Raw genomic sequence first — 18,589 nt, 5'->3', positions numbered from 1 at the left:
CCTAGACACCTCCTTGAGCCAGGACGGCGCGGCTGTTTCCGACGCCGCCGCCGAGCCCGCCCTGGTCGCCCTGGTCGGCAACCCCAACTCCGGCAAGACCGCGCTGTTCAACGCCCTGACCGGCAGCCGCCAGAAGGTGGCCAACTATGCCGGCGTCACGGTCGAGCGGAAGGAAGGCGTGCTGACCACGCCCTCCGGCCGACAGATGCGCGTGCTCGACCTGCCCGGCACCTATTCCCTGCGGGCCCGCAGCCCGGACGAGGTCGTCACCCGCGACGCGGTGATCGGCAAGCTGGAGGGCGAACTGGCTCCCGAGGTGCTGATCTGCGTGGCCGACGCCACCAACCTGCGCCTCGTTCTGCGCCTGGCTCTCGAACTGAAGCAGGTGGGCCGGCCGTTCGTGCTGGCCCTCAATATGTACGACATCGCCCAACGCCAGGGCTTGCGTATCGACCTGGAGCGCCTGTCCCAGGAACTGGGCGCGCCGATCGTCACCACGGTGGCGACCCGCAAGCGCGGCCTGCCCGAGCTCCTGGAAAAGGTCGAGGGCCTGGTCGCGGCCCGCAAGGTCGAGACCGAGAACGTCTGGCACGAGCCGGCCGCCGGGGAGATCCGGGCCGCCCACGCCGAGGCCCAGCGCATCTTCAAGGCCTGCGTGAAGCCGCCCGAGCGTCCGGACACCGTCACCGGCAAGATCGACGACGTGCTGCTGCACCCCGTCGCCGGCGTCCTGATCCTGATGACCCTGCTGTTCGTGATGTTCCAGGCGGTGTTCACCTGGGCCACGCCCGTCATGGACGGCATCGACGGGGCCTTCGCGGCTATCGCCGGCTGGACCAGCGCCCACCTGCCGGCGGGCCTGGTGACCAGCTTCATTTCCGACGGCCTGATCGCCGGCGTCGGCAGCGTGCTGGTGTTCCTGCCGCAGATCCTGATCCTGTTCTTCTTCATCCTGCTGCTGGAAGACAGCGGCTACATGGCCCGCGCGGCCTTCCTGATGGACAAGATCATGGGCGGGGCGGGCCTGCACGGCCGGGCGTTCATCCCGCTGCTGTCCAGTTTCGCCTGCGCCATTCCCGGCATCATGTCGACGCGGGTGATCGACAACAAGGAAGACCGGCTGACCACCATCCTGGTCGCGCCGCTGATGACCTGCTCGGCGCGGATCCCGGTCTACACCCTGATCATCGGCGCCTTCATTCCCAAGCAGACCGTCTGGGGCGTGCTGTCGCTGCAAGGCCTGGTCATGTTCGGCCTCTATGCCGGCGGCATCGTCAGCGCCCTGCTGGTCTCGTTCGTCATCCGCCGCGTGTTCTGGCGCGGCGCGGTCGAGCCCTTCATGATGGAGCTGCCGACCTATCGCTGGCCCGAGCCGCGTAACGTGCTGATGAACCTGTGGACCCGCGCCCGGATCTTCATGAGCCGCGCCGGCCGGATCATCCTGCCGCTGATGGTGCTGGTCTGGGTCCTGTCGACCTTCCCCTATCCGCCGGAAGGCGCGACGGGGCCGGCCATCGACTACAGCTTCGCCGGTCGCATCGGTAACTTCATCGCGCCCGTCATGGCCCCGATCGGCTTCAACTGGCAGATGACGGTGGCCCTGATCCCGGGCTTCGCGGCCCGCGAGGTCGCGGTGGCGGCGCTGGGCACGGTCTATGCGGTGGGCGGCGACGGCGACGCGGCCGCCACGACCCTGGGCTCGCTGCTGTCCCACCAGTGGTCGCTGGCCAGCGCCCTGTCGTTCCTGGCCTGGTACGTCTTCGCTCCGCAGTGCGCGGCGACCCTGGGCGTGGTCAAGCGCGAGACCAACGGCTGGACCTGGCCGACGGTGATGTTCGTCTACATGACCAGCCTGGCCTATCTGGCCTCGTTCGTGACCTATCACGTCGCCGTGGCGATGGGCGCGGGCTGAGGTCTGCTACAGGCCCTTTAGCCAGGCGAAGACATCGTCGGGGCGCTCCTGGGCCGACAGGCCCTCCTGGCGCGCCGCCTCGCCCAGCTTGCGCAGTCGGCCGGGCGTGACGCCGAACCGGGCCCGGAAGGCGCGACTGAAGTGGGCGTCCGACCGGAAGCCATGGCGATAGGCGACCTCTGCCAGCGTCATCTGCTCGGCGCGGTCCTGAAGGATCACGTCGAAGGCCTGGTCCAGTCGCCGCCGCTGGATGAAGGCGCTGACGCCGCCGGCGGGCTCGAACACCTTGTAGAGCTGGCTACGGGACACGCCCAGGTGCTCCCGCACCGTCTCCGGCGACAGGTCGGGATCGTCCAGCCGCCGCTCGACGAACTGCTGGCCAGCGATCAGCAGCACCTTCTCCAGCGGCCGCGGATCGGCGCCCATCGGTTCACCGCAGGCGAGTATCGCGCCGCTCACCAGGGCGGTCGTGGCCTTCGCGGCCATCGGCGTTTCAGCCGGTGTCATCGTCTCGATGGATTCCCACAGGGCGCGCAGATGCGAGGCCAGCATCCTCCCCGCCGGGGTGGCCTCCGAAACCACCCGGCCGTGGAAGTCGAGGCCGGCGGCCCGCGGGTCCAGCAGGCTGCGCGGCATCATGAGGTAAAGCGTGACGTAGGGGCTCTGGATCGTCGAGCGGTAGGGCCGCGCCATGTCCACCAGCCGGATCGCGCCCATGTCGCTGCTGGCCTCGCGGCCATCATAGTCGGCGCGCCAGACGTTCTTCCCCAGATCCAGCACCGCCATGACGGTGTCCGTCGCGTCGGCCATGATGTGGGTGAGCTTGCGCTCGAACCGCTGGGGAACGCCGACGCATCGCGCGAAGACGACATGGCCAAGCTGGTAGCCTTCCAGCCGGTTGTGGAAGTCGGCCTCGGGCGACAGCAGGGTGATGTCGAACAGATGCGCGCAGGCCTTGCGGTACAGTTCGACGGCGTCGGGCTGCTCGCGGGCGTCCAGCACCCATAGATCCCGACTCAGACGCTCATTCACGCAAAGGCCTCGCCGAACGGCCGAGACTCATCCCGGCGAAAATCCCAGAGCAATAGAATGTGGACCGTCGGTCAATGACAGAGCCACGACGCCGCGCGAGAACGAGGGGCATGTCGCGCGCCGGTGGGGTACAGGCGCGCCATGCCCAGAGCCTCCTCCTTCGCGGAACCCAGGAGGCGGTGGGGCGGTTCGTCGGCGCGCATACTGATCGCGCCGACGAAACGCTGGACCCTGTCGGGTCAAGCCTTGGCGGGTTTGGCCTTGGTGGCCCTAGCGGGTCGGAACCGGGACTTCGCCGCGATAGTCGTAGAAGCCGCGACCGGTCTTCTTGCCCAGCCAGCCGGCCTCGACATACTTCACCAGCAGCGGGCAGGGGCGGTACTTGCTGTCCGCCAGGCCTTCGTGGAGCACGTTCATGATGCTCAGCACGGTGTCCAGGCCGATGAAGTCGCCCAGTTCCAGCGGGCCCATCGGATGGTTGGCGCCCAGCTTCATCGCCGTGTCGATGGCGTCGACCGTGCCGACCCCTTCATACAGCGTGTAGATCGCCTCGTTGATCATCGGCACCAGCACGCGGTTGACGATGAAGGCGGGGAAGTCCTCGGCGTTGCTGGTGATCTTGCCCAGCGACTTGGCGAAGGCCACGGCCGTCTCGTAGGTCGGCACGTCGGTGGCAATGCCGCGGATGATCTCCACCAGCTTCATCAGTGGCACCGGGTTCATGAAGTGCAGGCCGATGAAGCGCTCGGGACGGTCCGTGGCCGAGGCCAGGCGCGTGATCGAGATCGACGAGGTGTTCGAGGCCAGCAGCGTGTCGGGCTTGAGGTGCGGCTGCAGGCTGCGGAAGATCGACTTCTTGACCTCCTCGTTCTCGGTGGCCGCCTCGATCGCCAGGTCGGTCGCGCCGATGGCCTCCAGGTTCTCGGCCGCCGAGATGCGGGCCAGGGCCGACTTCATCGCGGCGTCGTCGATGATGCCGCGGCCGACCTGACGGGCCATGTTCTTCTCGATCAGGGCCAGACCGGCGTCGATCCGCTCGCGCGAGACGTCATGGAGACGCACATCGTAGCCGGCGAGGGCGGCGACATGGGCGATGCCTGACCCCATCTGGCCGGCGCCGATGACGCCGACCGTCTTGATTTCACTCATAAAAGCCAAGCCTTCGCTTGAATTAGCGCCGGACCTGCGTGTCCGCGCCCTGGATGTGCCGACTTTTCTAGCACGAGAAACCGTGGCGCCGCCAAGGCTTTGCTGCGATGCAACGTGAGCTTGGTTGTCAGGCGGAGATCACGCTGTGGGCGGATAGGCGCGGACCGCGCCGTTCGGGTCCTCGACCGCGTCCCCTCCGGGTCCATGCGTGACATAGTTCGGTCCGACCGGGACCTTGCCGTGGCCGCCGGGGATGTCGAGGACATAGGTCGGCTGGGCCAGGCCCGAGACCGTTCCGCGCAGGGCTTTCATGATCGCCTGACCCTCGGCCAGCGTCGTGCGCAGGTGGGCGGTGCCCGGAGCGTGGTCGCCATGGTGCAGGTAGTAGGGGCGGATCCGCATCTCGACAAAGGCCCGCATCAGCGCGGCCAGCACCTCGGCGTCGTCGTTGACGCCCCGCAGCAGCACCGTCTGGCTCAGCATCGGGATCCCGGCGTCGACGATCCGGGCGCAGGCGGCGCGGGCGGCCGGGGTCAGTTCGCGGGCGTGGTTAGCGTGCAGGGCGACATAGACGGTCTTGGTCGTGCGTTTCAGCGCCGCGACCAGGTCGTCGGTCACCGCGTCCGGATCGACGGCGGGCACGCGCGTGTGGAAACGGACGATCCTGACGTGCGGGATCGCCTCCAGCCGGTCCATCAGATCGGCCAGGCGGCGGGGCGACAGGACGAAGGGGTCGCCGCCCGTGACGATGACCTCCCAGATCTCCGGCCGGCCGGCGATATAGGCGAAGGCGGCGTCCAGCTGGGCCGGGGTCAGGTTCGCCAGGCCCTCGGGGCCGACCATCTCGCGGCGGAAGCAGAACCGGCAATAGACCGCGCAGGTGTGGGTCGGCTTCAGCAGCACCCGGTCGCGATAGCGGTGGACGATCCCCTCGACGGGGCTGTGGACGGCATCACCGATCGGGTCGCCGTCCTCGCCGGGGCTGGCGACCAGTTCCTCGGGCGAGGGGATGAACTGGCGGGCGATCGGGTCGTCGGCGTCGGCGGGATCGATCAGCTCGGCCATGGCCGGGGTGATCGCCACGGCGTAGCGCGCCGCCACGGCCTCCAGCGCCGGCAGGCGCTCGGACGGGACCAGCCCGGCCTCGGTCAGGGACCGGACGTCGCGGTGGGTTTTCCCCGGGGGCGAAAAGGGGGGCGGCATGAGGCGCGGGGATATGCGGGATTTCCGGGCCGGAGGCAAATTACGGGTCTGTTCAACTCTGACCCTTAACCGTAGCCGCGAGGGAGAGGACCATCGTGACCCAGGACAGCGCGATCGCTCGCAATGTGACGCCACTGACGGCGGCCCTGGTCATGGCGATGGTCTTCCTGTTCCTGCCCCAGGTGCTGAACGACGGCGACACCTACTGGCACATGGCCACGGGCGAATGGATCCTGGCTCACGGCCGCGTCCCCGACCACGACGTCTTCTCCTACACCCAGGCCGGCCGGCCGTGGGTGGCGCACGAGTGGCTGTCCGAGACGCTGATGGCCCTGGCCGCGCGGCTGGCCGGCTGGGCCGGGGTGACGGCGTTGTTCGCGATCGCCGTCGGCGGGGCGACCTGGATGCTGGTCCGCCGGCTGTCCTTGCAACTGGGCGGCCTGACCCTGATCACGACGACGGTGCTGGCCCTGGCCTGCATGAGCGGCAGCCTGCTGGCGCGGCCGCACCTGTTCATGCTGCCGATGCTGATCGCCTGGACGATCGAGATGCTGGCGGCCCGCGACGAACATCGGGCGCCGCGCCTTTGGTTCGCCCTGCTGATGATCCTGTGGGCCAATCTGCACGGCAGCTGGGTGTTTGGCCTGGTGGTCGCCGGCGCCTTCGGGCTGGAGGCGCTGGCCGAGCCGAACGCCGACAAGCTGAAGGCGCTGCGCGGCTGGGGCCTGTTCGGCTTGCTCAGTCTGGTCTGCGCCGCGATCACCCCGCACGGGCCGGCGGCGTTGCTGTTCCCGTTCCAGGTGACCAGCATGGCGGTGCTGCCGCACATCACCGAGTGGCGGGCCGAGGACTTCTCGCACCTCTCGCCCTTCGCGATGGCGCTGCTGGCGACCCTGTTCGTCTGCCTGGGCCGTGGCGTGAAGGTTCCCACCTTCCGGCTTCTGCTGTTGCTGGCTCTGCTGTTGATGAGCTTGCAGCACATCCGCCATCAGTTGGTCTTGGCCGCCGTCGCGCCGCTGCTGCTGGCCGGGCCGTTGGCCGAAGCGCTGGGCCATGAGCCGGCCAAACCCAAGCTCTCACGGACTTTTCTGGCCGGCTTCGGCGTGGCCTGTGTCCTGCTGCTGGGCGTGCGTCTGGCCTGGCCGCTGCAACGGGTCGACGGCCTCAACAGCCCGGTCACGGCGCTCGACAGCGTGCCCGCCGAGTTGCGGAGTCAACCGGTGCTCAACGGTTACGGTCTGGGCGGTTACCTGATCTACAAGGGCGTGAAGCCCTTCATCGACGGCCGCGCCGACATGTACGGCGACGCGTTCAGCGCGCGCTATTTCGCAGCCGTCGAGCCCGACCCTGTCGCCCTGCGCAAGCTGCTGGCCGACTACGGCGTGGCCTGGACGATCTTCACGCCGGACGATCCGGTGGTGGCGCTGCTGGACAAGGATCCGGCCTGGCGTCGGATCCATGCGGACCCGTACGGCGTGGTCCACCGGCGGGTGAACTAGCCCTCCGCCACCAGCGTCCAGATCACGTCCTCGATCCGCCGGGCGCCCGTGGCCAGGAGGACCAGGCGGTCGAAGCCGAGCGCTGACCCCGACGCTTCGGGCATGTGCTCCAGGGCGGCCAGGAAGTCCTCGTCGAGCGGATAGCGCTCGCCGTAGATGCGGGCCTTCTCGTCCATCTCGATCATGAACCGGCGGCGCTGCTCGGCCGGGTCGGTGAGCTCCCCGAACGCGTTGGCCAGCTCGACCCCGCAGGCATAGAGCTCGAACCGCTCGGCCACCCGCGGGTCGGCGTCCTTCGGGCGGGCCAGGGCCGCTTCCGAGATCGGATATTCGCACAGCACCGTGGCGCGGCCTTTGCCCAGGCGGGGCTCGACCTTCTCGACGATGACGCGGCTAAAGACGTCGGCCCAGCCGTCGTCATCGGCCACCCGGATCCCAGCGGCGCGGGCGGCGGCGGCCAGGGCGTCACGGTCGGTCGAGCCATCGGTAGCGACGCTGGCCAGAAGATCGACGCCGGCGTGGCGCTGGAACGCCTCGGCCACCGACAGCCGCTCGGGCTCGGCGAAGGGATCGCAGGCCATGCCCCGGAAGTCGAAGCGCTTCGCGCCCGCCGTCTCGGCCGCCAGGGCCAGCAAGGTCGCGCAATCGTCCATCAGGGTCTGGTAGGGCGCGCCGGCCCGATACCACTCCAGCATGGTGAATTCCGGATGATGCAGCGGCCCGCGCTCCCGGTTGCGCCACACCTTGCCCAGGCTGAAGATCTTCTCCTCGCCCGCCGCCAGCAGCTTCTTGCAGGCGAACTCCGGCGAGGTGTGCAGGTAGAGCGGGCTGGCCTCGCCCGAGATCGTCAGGGCTTGCGTGGCGAAGGCGTGCAGATGCGCCTCGTTGCCAGGGGACACCTGCAGGGCGGCGGCCTCCACCTCCTCGAACCCTTCGGTCTCGAACCAGGCGCGGAACGCCTTGGTGATCCGGTTGCGGGCCAGCAGGAACGGACGGCGGTCGGCGTGGACGTCGGCGCGCCACCAGGTGGCGCCTGGGGGGGAAGAGCTCTGGGACAAGGACAGAAACCGAAGAAGCTGGAGATTTCGCCCCGTTCGCTATAGGAGGGCGGGCACGGATCAATAGCATGATCGCGCCCGCGGCCTCGCGCGCGCTTTCCACCGAGGACGAAATTTAAGTGAAGGTCGCAGCCAGCTCGCTCCGCAAAGGCGCCGTCGTCGACATGGACGGCAAGCTCTACGTCGTCCTGACGGTCGACAACATCCACCCCGGCAAGGGCACCCCGGTGACCCAGCTGAACATGCGCCGCATCTCGGACGGCGTGAAGGTTTCGGAACGCTACCGCACGACCGAGCAGGTCGAGCGCGCCTTCGTCGACCAGCGTGACCACACCTTCCTGTACCAGGATGGCGACGGCTATCACTTCATGAACCCGGAAACCTTCGATCAGGTCGTGGCCACCGAGGACGTGATCGGCGACGCCGCGCCGTACCTGCAGGAGAACATGACGGTCCAGCTGTCGACCCACAACGACGTGCCGATCGCCATCGAACTGCCGCGCACCATGATCCTCGAGATCGTCGACACCGAACCGTCGGTGAAGGGGCAGACCGCTTCGTCGTCCTATAAGCCAGCCCTGCTGAGCAACGGCGTCAAGACGACCGTCCCGCCGTACATCACGGTCGGCACCCGCGTCGTGATCCTGACGGAAGACAATTCGTATCAGGAACGCGCCAAGGACTAAGCGTCCTTCGGAGCCTTGAGACGCGAAAGGCCCGACGGGAAACCGCCGGGCCTTTTTGTTTGCGGGCTTCGGCCGGGCGGACCCGTCTCATAAGCCCAGGGGAGCGGCCTCCCGGGGCGTCTCGGTCGCTCGAGCTAGAGGCCGATGGCCTCCAGCTGCGCGACGCTCATGGCGTCCAGCTGGGCCGCGGTGAGCTTGTTGACCTGGGCGCGCGACAGGCCGCTCAGCTGGTTGGGACTGAAGGCGGCGATCTGCTCGCCGGTGAAGCCCGAGATCTGGCTGGGCATGATCTGGCCGATCTGCTCGCCGGTGAGGCTGCGAATGGCCACGGCGGGCAGCTGGCCGACCTGGGTGGTGGTCAGGGCCCCGAGCTGCGCGCCGGACAGCCGCGCCAGGCCCTCGGCCCCGAACGCCGTCAGCTGCTCTCCCGAGAAGCCGCGCACCTGGGTCGCCGACAGGCTGCCGAACTGTTCGTTGCTCATGCCGTTCACCGCCGCCAGCGACAGCGCGCTGATCTGGCTGTTGGTCAGGGCCGCGACCTGGGTGCGGTTGAGCTCGCCAATGTCGGCGGGCGTGAGGCCGCGCACCTGCACGGGTGTCAGCGCCGAGATCTGGCCGGCCGAGAGCGCCGCCACCTGGGTGACGTTCAGGGCCGAGATGTCGGCGGCCGAGAAGCCTTCCAGCTGGCCGGCGCCCAGGGCGCCGATCTGGCTGGCGGTGAACTCGCCGATGTCGGCGCTGCTGAACCGCTCGATCTGGCTGGTCGTCAGGCCGCGCACCTGGGCGGTGGTCAGGCGGGCGAACTGGGTGGCGTCCAGGGCCGAGAGAATGTCGCCGCTGACCGCGCCGATCTGGGTCCCGGACAGCACGGCCACCTGGGTGGTGCTCAGGGCCCCGAAGGCGGTGGCGTCGAGGCTGGCCACCTGGGTCGTCGACAGGCCCGTGATCTGGCTGGTGGTCAGGCTGGTCAGGCGCGAGGTCCCGAGGGCCGCGAAGGCCGTGGGCGACAGGGCGCCCAGCTGGGTCGGGTTCAGGTTGGCCACCTCGGTCGAGGTGAGGTTGGCGATGAACGTGCCGGAAAGGCCCGCCATCTGGGTGGCGCTGAGCGTGGGCAGCCGGCCCTTGAAGACGCTGTCGGGCAGCACCGCCAGTTGGGTGGGCGACAGGCCGGCGAACTGGGCGGCCGTGAGGTCCGCGATGGCGGTGGTCGACAGGCCGCCGATATTGGTCGTCGACAGCGCTCCCAACTGCGAGGGGGTCAGGCCGTCGACCTGGGTCGCGGACAGCTCGGCGAAGTCGGTGGTCGACAGGCTGGCGATCTGGGTGGTGCTCAGGCTCTGCACCTGCGCCGCCGACAGGCGGGCGACCTGGGTGGCGGTCAGGGCGGAGAAGGCCGTCGGCGTCAGGGCCGACAGGAACGCGCTCGAGAGGCTGCCGACCTGGGTGACGGCCAGGGCGGACAGCTGGTCGCCGGTCATGGATCCGGCCTGGGTGGTCGACAGGCCGGCCAACTGGGCGGAGGTGAACCCCGCCACCTGGGTGGCGCTCAACGCCGGCAGGGCTTCGCTGGCCAGGGCCCCGACCTGGATCGAGCTGAGCGCCGCCAGCTGGGTCGCCGACAGCCCGCCAACCTGGGTCGATTGCAGGGCCGAGATCTGCGACGGGACGAGCGCGCGGACCTGGGCGGTGCTCAGGGCGGCCAGCTGGTCCGGCTTGAGGGCCGCCACGTCGGTGGCCGAGAGGCCGCCCAACTGCGACGCGGCGATCGCGCCCACCTGGGTCGTGCTCAGCTCGCCCATGTCCTCGGCCGTCAGGCCGCGCAGCTGGGTGGCGTTCAGGCCGCCGATCTGTGTGGTCGTCAGGGCCGCGACTCGCGCGGCGTCCAGCGCCGAGAAGGCGGTCGCCGACAGGCCGCCGATCTGGGCGGGGCTCAGCGCGGTGAGGCGCGCGGTCTCGATCGCCGCCACCGCCGTACTGGTCAGGCCGGCCAGCTGGCTGGCGCGCAGGCCGGTCCACTGGGTGGTGTTGAGATAGGTGAGGTCGGTGGCGTCCAGGCCGCTCAGCTGGGTGGCGGTGAGACCCTGCACCTGGGTGACCGCCAGCCCCGCCCACTGGGTGGCGTTGAGATTGCCGATCGTCTCCGGCGACAGGGCGCCCAGCTGCATGCCGGTCAGGGCCGCGATCTGGGTGGGGGCCAGAACGCCGAACATCGTCGTGGCGAAGCCCTTCAGCTGCGTCGATGTCAGGCCGCGCAACTGAGAGGCGGTCAGCTGCCGCAGGCTTTCGGGGTTCAGGCGGCCCAGATTGGTTACCGACAGCGCGCCGAGCTGACTGGCGTTGAGGCTGCCCAGCTGGGTGGCGCTCAGGTTCGTGGCGATGTCGGACGGCAGGCCGGCCATCTGTTCGGTGGTGAGGCCGCGAAGCTGACCGGCGCCCAGGGCCGCGATCTGGGCGGCGCTGAGGCTGTCCAGCGCCGCGGTCGACATCTTGCTGATCTGGGTGCTGCCCAGCAGGCTCACGGCCGTGGTCGACAGGTGCGGAACCAGGACGCCCACCTGGGTCCCGGTCAGGGCGCCGATCTGGGCGCTGTTCAACTCGTCGACATCGTCGTCGGTCAGGCCCTTCAGCTGGGTGGTCGTCAGGCCGCGCATCTGCACGACGTTGAGCCGGGCCGTCTGGGTCGCGTCCAGGGCCGACAGCGACTCGGGCGTCAGGCCGCCGATCTGCGTGGCGCTCAACGCGGCGACCTCGGTGGCGGTCAGCCGGCCGATGTCGGTGGGCGTCAGCACCTTCATCTGCGTGGCGGTGACCCCCTTAAGCTGCAGGCTGCTGAGCGAGGCGACGCCGCGCAGCGTCGCGAACTGGGTCCCCGACAGCGCGCCGATCTGGTCGAAGGTCAGGGCCCCGACCTGCTCGGCCGTCATGGCGGCCAGGTCGCTGGTCGACAGGGCTTTCACCTGCAGCGGCAGCAGGGCCTTGATCTGGGTCGGGGTGAACGCGGCGAAGTCCTCGTCCGACAGGGTCGCCAGCCGCTCTGGCGGAAGCTCGCGGATCTGGGCGGCGGTGAAGGCCTTCAGCTGGGCGCGGGTGAACTCGTTGAAGTCGGCGCCGTTCAAGCCCTTCAGCTGATCGGGCCGCAGGCGGGCGATCTGGCTGGCGCTGAGCGCGGCCACGTGGGTGGCGTCGAGGCTGGAAAAGGCGGTGACCGACAGCCCGCCGACCGCCACCGGGTCCATGGCGGCCAGCAGTTCGGGCTTGAGGGCGTGGACCGCCGTCACCGACAGGCCGCCCGTGTGGTTGCCGGACAGCCCGGCGATCTGGGTCGGCGTCAGCTGGTTGAGGAAATCGGCGCCGGCGCGGCCGATCTCTACGGCGGGCAGGCTGCGGATCTGGGTCGGCTTCAGCGCGGCGATCCGCTCGGGACCAAGGGCGGTCAGCTGGGTGGCGGCGAGGGCCGACATCTGTAGGGCGCTGGCGCCGGCCCACTGTTCGGGAGTCGTCAGAGTGATGGCGTCGGCGCCCAGGCCTCTAAGGGTCTGCACCGACAGGCCCGCGAACTGGGTTGGGCTCAGCGCGCCGACTTGATCGGCGGACAGGCCGGCGAACTGGGTCTGGGTCAGGCCGCCGATCTGGGCGGCGGTGAGGGCCGACAGCTGCTGGTTGGTGAACTCGCGGATGTCGGATGCGGGCAGCTGTCGCAGCTGGGTCGGGGTCAGGGACCGCACCTGGGCCAGGGACAGGCTCTGGACCTGGTCGCGCGACAGGGCCGAGACCGCCGACGACGACAGGGCGACGATCTGGGTCAGGGCCAGGCTATCCAGGGTGGTGGTGCTGAGCTGCGCGATCGTCGTGCCCGACAGGGCCTGCACCTGGACGGCGTTCAGCAGCTTCAGCTGCTCGGCGCTGAAGGCGACGGCCGACGACAGGCGCGGCAGCTGGGCGGTGGTCAGGGCCGACAGCTGGGTCTTGTTGAACCTGGCGAACTGCTCGGCGGTCAGGCCGCTGATCGCCGTGGCCGAGATCGCCGCGACCTGGGCCTTGGTCAGCTTGGCGAATTCGGACGGCGGCGCCTCGGCCAGCGCCGCGGCGCTCAGCGTGGCGATGCGGGCGGCGGGCAGGCTGGACAGGGCCGAGGTATCGGAAACGCCGGCGACCATCTCTACTCCACCCACTCCGCGCGCCAGAGGCGCCGCCAGCACGATCGCACGAATCGCAAATCCACTTTAAGTGGAAATTCGTACAGTTTAAACTATATTTCCAATTCGCGCGTAGCGGGTCAAGCCTTCGACCAGGGCGTCGAAGACCAGGCGGACCCGGCGAACGTCCTTCAGGTCCTCGTGGGTGACCACGAAGGTCTCCAGGTCGATGGCGAACAGATCGGCCATTACACGCTCCAGCATCGGATCGCGCGCGGCCAGGCCGACCTGGCAGATGCCCAGCCCCAGGCCGGCGCGGATCGCCGCCAGCTGGGCCACGTCGTTGTCGGTGCGGAAGGAAAAGTCCTCGACCCGCAGGTCGAGACCCAGGCCCATGGCCTTGACCGCCCGCACGCCGATCGTCTCGCTCTCATAGCCGATCAGCGGCATTCGGCGAGCGTCTTCCATCGTCGTCGGCCGGCCCCAGGCGTCCAGCACGCGCTTGTGGGCGAACATGCCGAGGCTGATATTGCCGATCCGCTTGGCGACCAGGGCCTCCTGGGTGGGCCGCACCATTCGCACGGCGATGTCGGCCTCGCGGCGCAGCAGGTCCTCGCTGCGGTTGGTCAGGGCCAGCTCGAAGACCAGGCCCGGATGGGTCTCGCGCAGCTCCGCCAGCATCGCCGGCAGCACCTCCATGCCGACTACCTCGCTGGCGGTGATCCGCACCACGCCCGAGGCGGCGCCCGCCTCGGCCGAGGCGGCGCGGGCCAGGGAGGCGGCGGCCAGCGCCATGGCCCGGGCGTGCTGCGCCAGGTCCTTGCCCAGCGCCGTGGGCGTCAGGCCCGAGGGCGAGCGGGTGAAGAGGGCCACGCCCAGTTGGGCCTCCAGGTCCTCGATCCGTCGCCGCACCGTGGGCTGAGCCGCGCCCAGCTGGCGGGCGGCGGCCGACAGGCTGCCAGTGTCGATCACGGCCAGGAAGGCGCGCTGGCGCTCCCAGTCTACGGCGATGGGCGGCTCGAGGCTCATTCATTTTTGATAAGCCAATCAATCATTCTTAGCAATTTCTATCGAGGTGTGCGCGGCGCATCTTCCGGTCATCGACTTTCACGGAGACCCTGATGACCCCCTCCAATCGCATCGCTCTCGTCCTCGGCGCCAATGGCGGCGTGGGCGGAGAGACCGCCGCCGCCCTTGTCCGCCACGGCTGGACCATCCGCGCCCTGGTCCGCGACCTGGCCAAGACCGCCCGTCCGGGCTTCGACTACATCCAGGGCGACGCCCTCGACCGCGACGCCGTGGTCTCCGCCGCGAAAGGCGCGTCGATCATCGTCCACGCCGTCAATCCGCCCGGCTATCGCGGCTGGAAAAAGCTCGTCCTGCCGATGATCGACAACAGCATCGCCGCCGCCCGCGCCAGCGGCGCGCGGATCCTGCTGCCGGGCACGATCTACAACTACGATCCCGCCGCCCACGCGCTGATCGACGAGACCACGCCGCAGCGCGCCTTCACCCGCAAGGGCAAGATCCGCGTCCAGATGGAGGCGCGCCTGGAAGCGGCCGCCGCCCCAGGGAGCGAAAATGGCGGCGTGCGGTCGCTGACCCTGCGGGCCGGCGACTATTTCGGGCCGCGTTCGACGACGAACAGCTGGTTCGCGTCGGGCCTGGTCACGCCCGGCAAGCCGGTGAAGACTATCCTCTATCCCGGTGACTGGGGTGTCGGTCACGCCTGGGCCTATCTGCCCGACGTCGGCGAGACCTTCGCGCGGCTGGCCGATCGCGAGGCCGAGCTGCCGGCCTTCGCCCGCTTCCACTTCGGCGGGGTCTGGGACGCCGACGGGACCGCCATGGTCCGCGCCATCGCCCGCGCCGTCGGCGACGAACGCCCGAACGTCCGCCGCCTGCCCTGGGGGCTGCTGCCGTTGGCCGCGCCGTTCAACGAAACCCTGCGCGAACTCCTCGAGATGAGGCCGTTCTGGCGCGAACCTGTCCGCCTCGACAACCGCCGTCTCGTCGCCTTCCTCGGCGAGGAGCCGCGCACCCCGCTAGACGTGGCCGTGGCGGCGACCATGCGCGGCCTGGACGTGCCGGTGGCGGAGCAGGGCGCGCCGTCGCGGTTGGCGCGGGCCGCCTAAGCCCGCGCGAGCCGCCGGTCGAACTGTCCGATGGTCGAGACCAGGGTCGCCATCTCGATCGGCTTCTCGATGAAGGCGTTCATGCCGGCCGAGAGGGCTTCGGAGCGCTCGTCGTCCATGACGCCGGCTGTCAGGCAGATGATCGGCAGTCGCTCCCAGCGGGGCTCGGCGCGGATGCGGCGGGTGGCTTCCAGCCCGCCCATCCTGGGCATGTTGAAGTCGATCAGCACGATGTCGAAGTCGGCCTTGCCCAAGGCGTCGATCGCGGCCTGGCCGTCGCCGGCCTCGACGATCTCGCAGCCCAGAGGAGCCAGCATCATGCCGATGACCTTGCGATTGACCGGATAGTCGTCGACGACCAGCAGCCTCAGCGGCGGTCCCGCCGGCGTCCCGCTGGGCTCGACCACGGCGGCGGGCGGGTCGCAGAGGAAGGTCAGGACGAAAGTCGAGCCCTTGCCGACTTCGCTTCGGGCCGTGACCGCGCCGCCCATCATCTGCGCCAGGCGGCGCGTTATGTTCAGGCCCAGGCCCGTGCCGCCCGTGCGTCGCGCCGTGGTCGGATCGGCCTGGACAAAGGGCATGAACAGCCGCTCCAGCACCTCGGGGCGGATGCCGACGCCCGTGTCGGAGACGGTGATTTTCACCCGTAGGCGACCCACCTCGGGCGCGGGCGCGCAGCCGACCCGCACCAGGATCTGTCCGAAGGGGGTGAACTTCACGGCGTTGGAGATCAGGTTGGTCAGGCACTGGCGCACCCGCAGCGGGTCGAAAGTCAGGGCCGCGGGCACGGCGTCGTCGACCTGCAGGATGATGCTCGAACCCTTCTCGCGGGCCTGCGACTGGTTCAGTCGAACCACGCGGTCGGCCAACTGGGCCAGGTCGCCGACGATCGGAGCGATCTCCAGCTTGCCGGCCTCGATCTTGGCGAAGTCCAGCACGTCGTTGAGAAGGGCCAGCAGGGTGCGGCCGGACTCTTCCAGCAGTTCGACCTGCTCGCGCTCGCCGGGCTCCAGAGGCTCCAGCTTCAGGGCCTGGGAGAGGCCAAGCATGCCGTTCAGCGGGGTGCGCAATTCGTGGCTCATCAGGGCCAGGAACTCGGACTTGGCCTGGCTGGCGATCTCGGCCCGAGCCTTGGCCTCCTCCAGGGCGCGACCGTTGCGCATGCTGGTCAGGGAGGCCTGGGCGGTGTAGGCGGTCAGCATCAGCGCGGCGAGGAACAGCACCAGCCGCTGGCCCGGCGGGAACGGGTTGAAGACTGCGGTCAGGGCCAGCAGCAGCAGGGCCGCGCCACCGCCGACGATCAGCAGCAGGAGCTTGGATCGCGCCGTGAACGCCTGGGCGTGGACCAGCAGGGCCGACAGCAGGCACACGGCCGCCAGGCGCATGACCTCCTGGTCCAGGGTCCACAGCAGAACGACCAGCGCCCACCAGACCAGGTTCATCCAGACGACGGCCGCGACATAGGCCTGGCGCTGTCTGGCGGTGGTCGCCTGGTCGGCGCGCTGGGGCTTGCTGGCGACCCAGACCGCGGCCTCGGCGCTGGCGAAGACCAGGCCCCAAAGCAGGCCTGCAAGCGGATCGACGAACAGGGCGTAGCACGTCGCGCTAAGCGCCCCGATGGCCAAGCGCAGGCCCAGCGTCGGCAGGCTGCGCACCGTGACCGTGGTGACGCCTTCATCGAACCATTTCGACCAGCCCGGCACGATCGTTCTCCCCCGCTGCCCGCGCCCCTCGGGTTGCGGTCACGCTTTCGCACCCGAGCGCGGCGTGAGGCAACCGGCGGCGCCGGGAGCGGAACCGAAATTGGGTGTTTCGCTCAGCGGGTCCGCTCGTATCACCGCGCAACAAGAAAGGCCCGGAGTCTCCTCCGGGCCTTTCCGATGTTCGCGAGCCAGGGAGGCTGGGCTTATTTGCCCGCCGCCGTCAGGGCGTCCATCAGTTCCGGGACGGCCGTCTTGTAGTCGGCGACCAAGCCGAAGTCGGCGACCTGGAAGATCGGCGCGTCGGCGTCCTTGTTGATCGCGACGATCACCTTGGAGTCCTTCATGCCGGCCAGGTGCTGGATGGCGCCCGAGATGCCGATGGCGACGTAGAGCTGCGGGGCCACGACCTTGCCCGTCTGGCCGACCTGGTAGTCGTTCGGGGCGTAGCCGGCGTCGACGGCCGCGCGCGAGGCGCCGACAGCGGCGCCCAGCTTGTCGGCCAGCGGCTCGATCACGCGCTGGAACTCTTCGGCCGAACCCATGGCGCGACCGCCCGAGACGACGATCTTGGCCGCGGCCAGTTCCGGACGGTCGGACTTGACCATCTCTTCGCTGACGAAGCGGGTCTTGGCCGCATCGGCGCCGCCGACCGTTTCGACCGAGGCCGAGCCGCCTTCCGCCGCCGCCGCGAAGGCGGTCGGACGGACGGTGATGACCTTCTTGGCGTCCGACGACTGGACGGTCTCCAGCGCGTTGCCGGCGTAGATCGGGCGCGTGAAGGTGTCGGCCGAGACGACCTCGACGATGTCCGAGATCGGGGCCACGTCCAGCTTGGCCGCGACGCGCGGGGCGAAGTTCTTGCCGCCCGAGGTGGCCGGAACCAGGATCGCGTCATAATTGCCGGCCAGCGCCAGGACGGCGTCGGCCTGGGCTTCGGCGATGCCGTGACCGAGGGCGTCGCTCTCGGCCAGCAGCACCTTGCGGACGCCGGCGATCTTGGCCGCTTGGTCGGCCACGCCCTTGGCGCCCTTGCCCAGGACCAGGACGTCGACGTCGCCCGAGATCTTCAGGGCGGCGGTGACGGTCTTGTGGGTGGCGTCGCGCAGGTGCGCGTTGTCGTTATCGGCGACGACGAGAACAGCCATTACAGCACCCCCGCGGTGTTGAGCTTGGAGACCAGATCGGCGGCGGTTTCGACCTTGATGCCGGCCGAGCGCTTGGCCGGCTCGGCGACCTTGATCACCTTCAGGCGCGGCGCGATGTCGACGCCGTAGTCGGCGACCGTCTTGCTGACGATCTCCTTCTTCTTGGCCTTCATGATGTTGGGCAGAGACGCATAGCGCGGCTCGTTCAGGCGAAGGTCGGCGGTGATGATCGCCGGCAGGTCGACGTCGAGGACCTGCAGGCCGCCGTCGACTTCGCGGGTGACCTTGGCGGTCGAGCCCGAGACTTCCACCGCCGAGGCGTAGGTCGCCTGCGGCCAGCCCAGCAGGGCCGACAGCATCTGGCCGACGGCGTTGTTGTCGCCGTCGATCGCCTGCTTGCCCATCAGGACCAGGTTGGGGTTCTCTTCAGCCATGACGGCCGCCAGCAGCTTGGCCACGGCCAGCGGCTCGGGATCGGCGTCGGTGGTGATCAGGATCCCGCGGTCGCCGCCCATGGCCAGCGCCGTGCGGATCGTCTCCTGGGCTTGCGCCGGACCGATGCTGACGATGACGACCTCGGTCGCCACGCCCTTCTCCTTGAGACGCACGGCTTCTTCGACCGCGATCTCGCAGAAGGGATTCATCGACATCTTGACGTTCGCAAGGTCGACACCGGTCTGGTCCGCCTTTACGCGGGCCTTGACGTTGTAATCGATAACCCGTTTGACCGGGACTAGGACCTTCATCGGTTTCCACCGCCTCCAGGCTGCTTTTTATCCTGCTTGGCCTCCGACTTACCGTTTCGGCGCCGCAATGCAAGTTTCCCTTTGCGTAAGCGTAATGCATTAGGTCGGGCAGGGTTCAAACAGTTGTACGATTTCCGGCGCTTCGCTGCCCGATGACGCCGGCGACGCCAATTCCCTTACGCGCG

The 18,589-nt window shown here is 69.2% G+C and carries 13 protein-coding genes; 4 read left to right on the top strand and 9 right to left on the bottom strand.

The genetic code is table 11. From position 1 onward, the window contains the following. Window positions 1–13: 13 nt before the first annotated feature. Window positions 14–1,912, top strand: a complete 1,899-nt coding sequence (feoB, locus tag AC1RNC_RS11735; protein WP_492886577.1) for a ferrous iron transport protein B — start codon at window positions 14–16, stop codon at window positions 1,910–1,912. Between the two features lie 6 nt (window positions 1,913–1,918). Here feoB and AC1RNC_RS11730 read toward each other — a convergent pair whose 3' ends face one another. The 3 genes from AC1RNC_RS11730 to AC1RNC_RS11720 all read right to left on the bottom strand — a co-directional run bounded on the left by AC1RNC_RS11730 (window position 1,919) and on the right by AC1RNC_RS11720 (window position 5,296). Then, window positions 1,919–2,944 (bottom strand): AraC-like ligand-binding domain-containing protein, encoded by a 1,026-nt coding sequence (locus tag AC1RNC_RS11730; RefSeq protein ID WP_492886379.1) that lies wholly within the window; start codon window positions 2,942–2,944, stop codon window positions 1,919–1,921. Between the two features lie 270 nt (window positions 2,945–3,214). Then, window positions 3,215–4,093 (bottom strand): 3-hydroxybutyryl-CoA dehydrogenase, encoded by an 879-nt coding sequence (locus AC1RNC_RS11725; protein ID WP_492837227.1) that lies wholly within the window; start codon window positions 4,091–4,093, stop codon window positions 3,215–3,217. 138 nt (window positions 4,094–4,231) lie between these two features. Further along, window positions 4,232–5,296, bottom strand: a complete 1,065-nt coding sequence (locus AC1RNC_RS11720; RefSeq protein WP_492886377.1) for a lysine-2,3-aminomutase-like protein — start codon at window positions 5,294–5,296, stop codon at window positions 4,232–4,234. Between the two features lie 95 nt (window positions 5,297–5,391). Here AC1RNC_RS11720 and AC1RNC_RS11715 point away from each other — a divergent pair, with 95 nt between their 5' ends. Then, window positions 5,392–6,795, top strand: coding sequence for a hypothetical protein (locus AC1RNC_RS11715; protein ID WP_492886375.1), 1,404 nt, complete (start codon window positions 5,392–5,394; stop codon window positions 6,793–6,795). Here AC1RNC_RS11715 and epmA read toward each other — a convergent pair. Continuing rightward, entirely contained in the window at window positions 6,792–7,853 is a 1,062-nt protein-coding gene (gene epmA / locus AC1RNC_RS11710; RefSeq protein ID WP_492886373.1) for an EF-P lysine aminoacylase EpmA, read from the bottom strand. The two genes, AC1RNC_RS11715 and epmA, sit on opposite strands and share 4 nt — an antisense overlap. Before the next feature lie 119 nt (window positions 7,854–7,972). On the opposite strand from epmA, the gene efp reads away from it, so the two are divergent. Further along, entirely contained in the window at window positions 7,973–8,539 is a 567-nt protein-coding gene (efp, locus tag AC1RNC_RS11705) for an elongation factor P (protein WP_492886371.1), read from the top strand. Window positions 8,540–8,673: 134 nt separating this feature from the next. On the opposite strand, the gene AC1RNC_RS11700 is transcribed toward efp, so the two are convergent. Together AC1RNC_RS11700 and AC1RNC_RS11695 are read right to left on the bottom strand one after the other, a co-directional pair. Continuing rightward, a complete protein-coding gene (locus AC1RNC_RS11700) occupies window positions 8,674–12,696 on the bottom strand; it encodes an ice nucleation protein (RefSeq protein WP_492886369.1) in 4,023 nt (1,340 codons plus the stop codon). A gap of 87 nt (window positions 12,697–12,783) precedes the next feature. After that, window positions 12,784–13,704, bottom strand: coding sequence for a LysR family transcriptional regulator (locus AC1RNC_RS11695; RefSeq protein ID WP_492886367.1), 921 nt, complete (start codon window positions 13,702–13,704; stop codon window positions 12,784–12,786). 92 nt (window positions 13,705–13,796) lie between these two features. On the opposite strand from AC1RNC_RS11695, the gene AC1RNC_RS11690 reads away from it, so the two are divergent. Continuing rightward, window positions 13,797–14,810: an NAD(P)H-binding protein gene (locus tag AC1RNC_RS11690; protein ID WP_492886366.1), complete on the top strand. Its 1,014-nt coding sequence runs from the start codon at window positions 13,797–13,799 to the stop codon at window positions 14,808–14,810. Here AC1RNC_RS11690 and AC1RNC_RS11685 read toward each other — a convergent pair. The 3 genes from AC1RNC_RS11685 to AC1RNC_RS11675 form a co-directional block, all read right to left on the bottom strand. Continuing rightward, window positions 14,807–16,513 carry an ATP-binding protein gene (locus AC1RNC_RS11685; protein WP_492886364.1) on the bottom strand — a complete coding sequence of 569 codons (1,707 nt, stop codon included), beginning with the start codon at window positions 16,511–16,513 and terminating at the stop codon, window positions 14,807–14,809. The genes AC1RNC_RS11690 and AC1RNC_RS11685 overlap by 4 nt on opposite strands. Before the next feature lie 203 nt (window positions 16,514–16,716). Continuing rightward, window positions 16,717–17,658: an electron transfer flavoprotein subunit alpha/FixB family protein gene (locus AC1RNC_RS11680; RefSeq protein WP_492837218.1), complete on the bottom strand. Its 942-nt coding sequence runs from the start codon at window positions 17,656–17,658 to the stop codon at window positions 16,717–16,719. Beyond that, window positions 17,658–18,404 carry an electron transfer flavoprotein subunit beta/FixA family protein gene (locus tag AC1RNC_RS11675; RefSeq protein ID WP_492886362.1) on the bottom strand — a complete coding sequence of 249 codons (747 nt, stop codon included), beginning with the start codon at window positions 18,402–18,404 and terminating at the stop codon, window positions 17,658–17,660. The genes AC1RNC_RS11680 and AC1RNC_RS11675 overlap by 1 nt, the downstream gene beginning before the upstream one ends. Window positions 18,405–18,589 lie beyond the last annotated feature (185 nt).

It is taken from the genome of Caulobacter sp. GW822-FHT01G02 (assembly GCF_058802865.1).
Note: the sequence above shows the minus strand (reverse complement) of the source record. Positions and strands in the feature narration are given on the sequence as shown.

Bases quoted from the DNA above. Each gene is read 5' to 3' on its own strand.
- AC1RNC_RS11725 (WP_492837227.1), bottom strand. From the start codon at position 4,093: ATGAGTGAAATCAAGACGGTCGGCGTCATCGGCGCCGGCCAGATGGGG.
- AC1RNC_RS11720 (WP_492886377.1), bottom strand. From the start codon at position 5,296: ATGCCGCCCCCCTTTTCGCCCCCGGGGAAAACCCACCGCGACGTCCGG.
- AC1RNC_RS11700 (WP_492886369.1), bottom strand. From the start codon at position 12,696: ATGGTCGCCGGCGTTTCCGATACCTCGGCCCTGTCCAGCCTGCCCGCC.
- AC1RNC_RS11695 (WP_492886367.1), bottom strand. From the start codon at position 13,704: ATGAGCCTCGAGCCGCCCATCGCCGTAGACTGGGAGCGCCAGCGCGCC.
- AC1RNC_RS11690 (WP_492886366.1), top strand. From the start codon at position 13,797: ATGACCCCCTCCAATCGCATCGCTCTCGTCCTCGGCGCCAATGGCGGC.
- AC1RNC_RS11680 (WP_492837218.1), bottom strand. From the start codon at position 17,658: ATGGCTGTTCTCGTCGTCGCCGATAACGACAACGCGCACCTGCGCGAC.
- AC1RNC_RS11675 (WP_492886362.1), bottom strand. From the start codon at position 18,404: ATGAAGGTCCTAGTCCCGGTCAAACGGGTTATCGATTACAACGTCAAG.